The sequence below is a fragment of the Erythrobacter donghaensis genome, from assembly GCF_001557325.1.
In the GTDB taxonomy this organism is placed as follows: domain Bacteria; phylum Pseudomonadota; class Alphaproteobacteria; order Sphingomonadales; family Sphingomonadaceae; genus Erythrobacter; species Erythrobacter donghaensis_B.
In genome coordinates this window covers 1-6,007 of the sequence record NZ_LSJS01000289.1, presented here as the reverse complement: position 1 = coordinate 6,007, position 6,007 = coordinate 1, and the positions used below count along the sequence as shown (strand labels likewise).

The window sequence follows — 6,007 nt, the reverse complement described above, 5'->3', positions numbered from 1 at the left end:
CCCGCACTCCGCTAATTTACGCCGCGACCTGTGCCAAATGTTCTGACGACGGACATCCGTTAGCTATGACCAGTCCTGCAAGCCAAAGCTCGATCGATAGCGAACTTAGTGGGCGTCAAGTGTCCTCGTGCCCTGCAAATTGGGATTTGGTCCGCGCACGCGCGACATCCACGTGAAATTATCGACTGGCCTTCGCCAGTTTTGGCCACAGCCCCCCCGCCCCTAAACTCTGCCGTATACGTTGAACTTGCCGCTGGGCGATTTGGCAATGCTCAGCTGTGAGGCTCGCGACTGCCGTCAGATAAGTGGTCTCGCGAAGGAGTCTTGGTAGAAGGAACTTGTTCGCGTTCCGGATGAAGATAGTCTCGACCAAGGCGAGCGCTCGATTGTAGTCCTCTTGCAGGATATGCGCTTTATCCGCGCAGTCACTGCGCTCAGCGATACGCTGTCGATACCGATGGAGTCGGTATAGGCCTGCCACTGCCTCACTTTGAGCGGATCCTTGGCAAAGGCGTCGGTCAGGCCTTCTGGAACGTCTACCGGCACTGCTGTTTCGCGCCGCGCGAAGGTCGCGGCGATGGCCTGCATCAATGAAGCCTCGTCGAGGTCGAGCACTGCCGGAATGGTCCAGAGGTCGTAGTAATCCTTCATCCGCCCGTTCACGATGCCCAAGGCAACAATGGCCTGAAACTTCTCAGCGATGACCGTTTCGGGCGGATAGGCGCGGATATTCTGGATCGGAGTTCCGAGCAGTGAGGGATAGTCGATGACGTGCTCGGGCTGGGTGAGGGCGTCGCCGAGGCCCACATCGATGGTGATCGGGATGCGCGCACTATCGAGCATTGCGACAGTCTTGAGCCGGACGCCGCCGTAGATGTTGTCTTCGCGAATGGCCGCAGCCGCCAGCTGCTCAACGTCGAATATCAAACCATCGTTGCCGTCGATGGTCATGATGTCGGTGAAGATTTCGCGCAGGCGCTCCTCGTCCAGTTCGCCAAAGCCGAGGAAGTCTGCATCGCGCGTGGAGCGATGATCATCCCCGGTCCAGACGGTCACGAGCATGCCGCCCTTGAGCACGAACTGATCGCGATGCCGCGATTGTACGAGGCGGTAGATCAGCCGCTCCAGCCCATAGTTGACCAGAACAAGGCCAAAGTCCCGCTGCTTTTCGAGCGCGAGATTGCGCAGCCGCTGGCGCACTGAGGCGGCCAGGTTGGTGATGTCCTTAGCCATTCTGCACCAGGGCCTCGAGATAGGGGCGCATGATCTTCCATGCTCCGCAGTCCTTCGCTGCCTGCGCAATCTCGGCAGGCGTCGCCTTGCGCTGCTCGATCGCGCTGCGCAGACTTTCAATTGCCACGGAGCGATCAACAAGCCGTGCGTTTCGAAACGCGTCTGCCAGCGATTTGGCGACAGAGTAGATTGCTACCTCGACCCCGGCGATGGTGTGGCGCTCAATTCCATAGCCGAGATAGGGCTCGCGGAAGCGGACGATGCGCACCTTCGGATAATCGACCCTCGGGGCCCAGTCCTTGGCACCGATGGCCACCCAGACCTGGCGTGGCATCTGATCGGTGAGGTCGTGATAGCTCAGTGCCGACACCAGACAGATAACACCGTCAGGGATACGCTTGCTCACTTCGGCAAGGGCCATGTGCGCGCTGTCGCCGCCATCGGGGAGCTGATAAAGGCCCCGGCCTGCCCTGATGATTTCACCATCGCTTACCGCTCTGGCTAGCGTCGCTGCGGTCACCCCTTCCGCTTTGAGTTCGTAGGCGCGCATCATGGTTCGCTGCGTTAGCAGCGCTACGGCCTTGTCCCTTTGGGTCTGCAGTTCGATCATTCTGATACTTTACATCGGACAAGATGAAATATTGTCCGAGGAAACATATCATATGCATGCGGCCTGATGCAATGGGGCATCAAGAACGCAAAAGCTATATGGATTGGCCTTAGAAAACGTCCTCGATCGAGGGGCCACGCTCTCGCGGCCCGATCTTGATATCGAGATCGAGGCTCGCGCTCACGCGGAGCAGCGTGCCGAGCTTTACTCCGACGCTGCCATTTTCGATGGCTGATATGGTTTTCTGCTGTGTGCCGGAAATGTCGGCCAGCTCTGACTGGGTCATCCCCTGCCGCACACGCGCACTCTGGATGATTGCACCTAGCTGCCTCGGCAGTCTTACAAGCTGATCCATCACTGCCTCCGTTGGCCATTCTATACCCTCTAAGGTATAAATCCGCAATATACCCTGTGGGGCATCAACCTGCCGCTTTAGACAGCTCTCCGACCGGGGGAGCATGGTCAGCAGTTCATGGCCGTAGGTGCCATGTCATGGCGCGATCAAATTGCGGGGACCCAAAGCCGGTACGTATTGCAACAAACAGTCATAAATAAATCGAACCAAAAAACTTGCATTGGAACGATACACCGTGCTACATGATGAATGTGCCTGAAACAGTGCTTAGAGACCCAAATCTTGTAAGCAATTCAGACTTGGGGGCATGGCAAGTGGCATTTCAATCTTCGAAATGTGTAGATAGCAAGTATATCAAATACTTTCTTTTTACTTGCTTGTCCTCTTCTGGCACCATTTAACACCATCTTCTCTCTCACCTCCCCGTCGGCGTCGGGCGATCGGGCGGGGGTTGTGCTTTGTCTCTCGCCTGTTGCCTCGCCGGTGGTGGGGGGCGTTTCCGGTCGGCGAATGGGGCTGCGGGGCTGATGCCGATGCTGCCGCCGGGCATCTCGACTTCCATCGGCACCCCGGGCGAGGGGCCAATCGAGTCGGTTGTCCGTCGGCCGTAGCGGGGCATCAGCGGCGCCCGGGCGCTGGGTGGCGTTTGATCCATGCCTCGCAGCCCGGCGCGTCGGGCAAGATCGGGGTCGAGGGAGCGAGGATGCGCAGGTTCGCCGGGCGGCGCAGTCCGGCCTCCGGCCGCTGCCACCGGGCCTGCTCCCGGCATGATCGCTGCCTGCCACGGGCTGCCCACGTGCCGCGGCCCACCGTGCGCCACCTGTCCGGGGCCCCTGCCGCCATGATTGTCGCAAGGTCCGGGCAGACGGGGCTGGCTAGCGCTTCACGTCCTCCGCCGGGGTGCCGAGCGGGCCGAGGGGGCGCGGCTTGAGCGGCAGCACGGGTTCGCGCGCGATCTTCTCCTCAAGCAGGCCGATCGCGGCGGCGAGCTGCGCGTCGGTGCCCTTGAAGGCGGCGTGAGGCGGGTTCTCGACCTCCACGTCGGGCGCAACCCCGAGCCCCTCGACGATCCAGCGCCCGTCGATCGCATATTGCGCATTCTCGGCGGTGCGCGCGATGCCGCGGTCGGCGAGCACCGGGCGGTCCGACAGCCACACTCCCGCCCCCGCCGTGCGGGTTCCGACCAGCGGCGCGATCCCGAGCGACTTGACCGCCGCAGCAAAGGTCTCGCCGTCCGAATAGGTGCGCTCGTCGATCAGCACCGCGACGTGGCCGCGATAGGCGTTCTGCATGTTGGTGGTGGGAATGCCGGTGCCGTCGGGCCTTGCCCAGAAGGCCCATGCCCGGCGCAACAGCGCGGCGACGATGAAGCTGTCGATGTTGCCGCCATTATTGCCGCGCACGTCGATGATCAGGCCGGGCTTGTCGAGCTGCGGGAAGAAGTCGCGCGCGAAGCTCGCCAGATCGTCGGGGCCCATCGCGCGCAGGTGCAAGTAGCCGACCTTCCCGCCCGACAGTCGCTCGGCTTCGGCGCGCTTGCCCTGCACGAAATCGGCATATTGCGCCTGCCGGTGGCCGTCCTGCGTCATCGGCTCGACGATCGCGCTCAGCTTGCGCGCATCGCGAGTGAGATCGAGCCGCACCTGCTGACCGGCCTTGGTCGCGAGTGCGGTCTGGAGGTCGGCAAGGCTCGCCACGGCGCGCCCGTCGACCAGCCGGATCACGTCGCCCTCCTTGACGTCGACCCCGGGGCGGCGCAGCGGCGGGAGGCGGTCGACGAGATCGGCCTCGGCGCGCAGGATCGAGTCGATCCTGAGGCCGCCCTCCACCGGCGACACCTTGGCGCCGAGGAAGGCCATCGCCGGGTTCTCGCGATCCGAGCGCTGGTCGCCGCCGCCGATCTGGCTGTGCAGCACGCCCAGCTGCGCGGACATCTCGCCGAGCACCGCATCGAGCTCCGAGCGGGTGCCGATCCGCTCGAGGAAGGGCTCGCGCGCGGCGCGGACCGCGTTCCAGTCGACCCCGCGCAGCGAAGGATCGTAGAGGAAATCGCGGTGCAGGCGCCAGGCGTCGATGAACAGCTGGCGCCACTCGGCGCGCGGGTCGATCGTCAGGCGCCAGTCGCCGAGCCGCACCTGGTGCGGGCCGGGCTTGTCGGGCAGCTTGCGATCGGCGGGGACCAGCGCGAGCGCGGGCTTCTCGAAGCTCCCGCTCAGCACCAGCGCGGTCTGGCGGTCGGCCGATAGCTCCATCGCGCGCGCCCCGGGGGCGAAGACCTCCTCGCGCGGGTCCTTCTTGTCGATCGCGATCGAGACCAGATCCTCGCCGCGGCGGGTGTAGAGGAATTTCTCCGAGGCCAGCAGCTGGCCCTCGACCCCCGGCTTGACCGGCAGCTTGTAGAGGCGCGCGGCGACGCCATCGAGCACGATCACGGGCTTCGGCGGCGTATCCGCGCCCTTCTTGCCCTTGCCCTTGCCCTCGTCCTTCTTTTCGGGCGCGGCATCGCCTGCAGGCGCTCCGGCCTCCTTGTCGCTGGCCGCGGTGCGGGTCAGCTCGTTGTCGGCACGCAGCCGGAAGGGCGAGGCCGGATCGAGCTGGAGCGCGTAGAGCTCGCCCCGGTCGGGGAAGGCAGCGCCCATGTTGCGGTCACCCCACGGCCCGCCCGGTTCGGGTGCGAAGTTGCGGTCGGAGATGAAGTAGAGCCACGCCCCGTCATGCGCGAAGGCGGGGGCGTAGTTGTTGTACTTGCCCGAGGTCGCCTGCACGCGCGCACCGGTCGCGAGGTTCTGGATCATGATGTCGGCGGTGTTACCGCCATTGGTCAGCGCGACCTCGGCATAGGCGATGTGGCTCGAATCCGGCGCAAAGGCGAGGTCGAAGAAGGCATCGTCGGCCCCGCTGGCGTTGCGCGCGAGCAGCGTCACGCGGCCCGTGGCGATGTCGACCTTCTGGAGCCGCGCCTGCTTGTCCCATACCACCATGGTCTTGCCGTCGGGCGCGATGGCGAAGGACCAGATATGCGCGTCATAGCCCTTGGTCACCTGGGTCGGCGTGCCGGTGCCGTCGGCGGGCATGCGGAAGATGTCGCCGCGCTCGCCCTGATCGAGGATCACGAACACCTCCTTGCCGCCGGGCGCCTGCACCGCCTGGCGCGCGCGGGCGGCGAGCGGGACGGGCAGCTCGATCCGGCGCAGGTCGCCCGGCGCGGCAAGCGCGGCGCGGCCGCGCGCGGTGACCGCCACCATCTCGCCCGAAGGGGCAATCCGCGCCGCCTCGAACCAGCGCATGGGATCGTCGATCGCGCGCACGCGGGTCTGCTCGCGGTCGGTGACGAGATCGATCGCGAGCTTGGTCAGCGTGCCTGCGGCGAGGTCGAAGACATGGATGTCGGCGCCGTTCTGGAGGAACACCTCACCGCCATCGATATTGGCCTGGAGCACGGGGAAAGGCAGTTCGGGCGAGACCTGGCGGACATCGCTGCCGTCCTCTGCGACCGACCAGACCGCGTCCTTGCCGCTCTTGTCGGAGATGAAGTAGATTCGCCCGCCGCCCGCCATCGGCATGCGGATCGGCGCGCCGAAGTCCGCGAGCAGCTGCTGGCCTTCCGCGCCCGAACCGCTCTGCCAGCGCCACAGCTGCTCCATCCCGCCGCCGCGATAGAGCACGGCATTGTCGCGGGCGCGGGCGAAGAGACCGCGGCGGGTGAAGAACAGCGTCTTGCCGTCCGCGCCGAAGGCCGCGTCATTGGCGCGCCACAGCGGGATCGCGGTCGCCTCGCCGCCGGCGGGGTCGATGGTGTGGAGCACCTC

Annotated in this window: 4 protein-coding genes; all 4 read right to left on the bottom strand. The window is 64.9% G+C overall.

Going from position 1 to position 6,007, the window contains the following annotated elements; translation table 11 throughout:
- Positions 1-297: 297 nt before the first annotated feature.
- The gene (locus tag AX692_RS16260) at positions 298-1,233 is read right to left on the bottom strand and encodes a nucleotidyl transferase AbiEii/AbiGii toxin family protein (protein ID WP_081095401.1); all 936 of its coding nucleotides are present in this window, start codon (positions 1,231-1,233) and stop codon (positions 298-300) included.
- Positions 1,226-1,843, bottom strand: a complete 618-nt coding sequence (locus AX692_RS16255; protein WP_073975535.1) for a type IV toxin-antitoxin system AbiEi family antitoxin domain-containing protein — start codon at positions 1,841-1,843, stop codon at positions 1,226-1,228. Before AX692_RS16255 ends, AX692_RS16260 begins: the two co-directional genes overlap by 8 nt.
- 109 nt (positions 1,844-1,952) lie before the next feature.
- Positions 1,953-2,198: a helix-turn-helix domain-containing protein gene (locus AX692_RS16250; protein ID WP_073975554.1), complete on the bottom strand. Its 246-nt coding sequence runs from the start codon at positions 2,196-2,198 to the stop codon at positions 1,953-1,955.
- An 875-nt stretch (positions 2,199-3,073) separates the two neighbouring features.
- Positions 3,074-6,007 (bottom strand): S41 family peptidase (locus AX692_RS16245; RefSeq protein WP_073977778.1); only part of this gene is annotated, 2,934 nt, incomplete at its 5' end.

Bases quoted from the DNA above. Each gene is read 5' to 3' on its own strand.
- AX692_RS16260 (WP_081095401.1), bottom strand. From the start codon at position 1,233: ATGGCTAAGGACATCACCAACCTGGCCGCCTCAGTGCGCCAGCGGCTG.
- AX692_RS16255 (WP_073975535.1), bottom strand. From the start codon at position 1,843: ATGATCGAACTGCAGACCCAAAGGGACAAGGCCGTAGCGCTGCTAACG.
- AX692_RS16250 (WP_073975554.1), bottom strand. From the start codon at position 2,198: ATGGATCAGCTTGTAAGACTGCCGAGGCAGCTAGGTGCAATCATCCAG.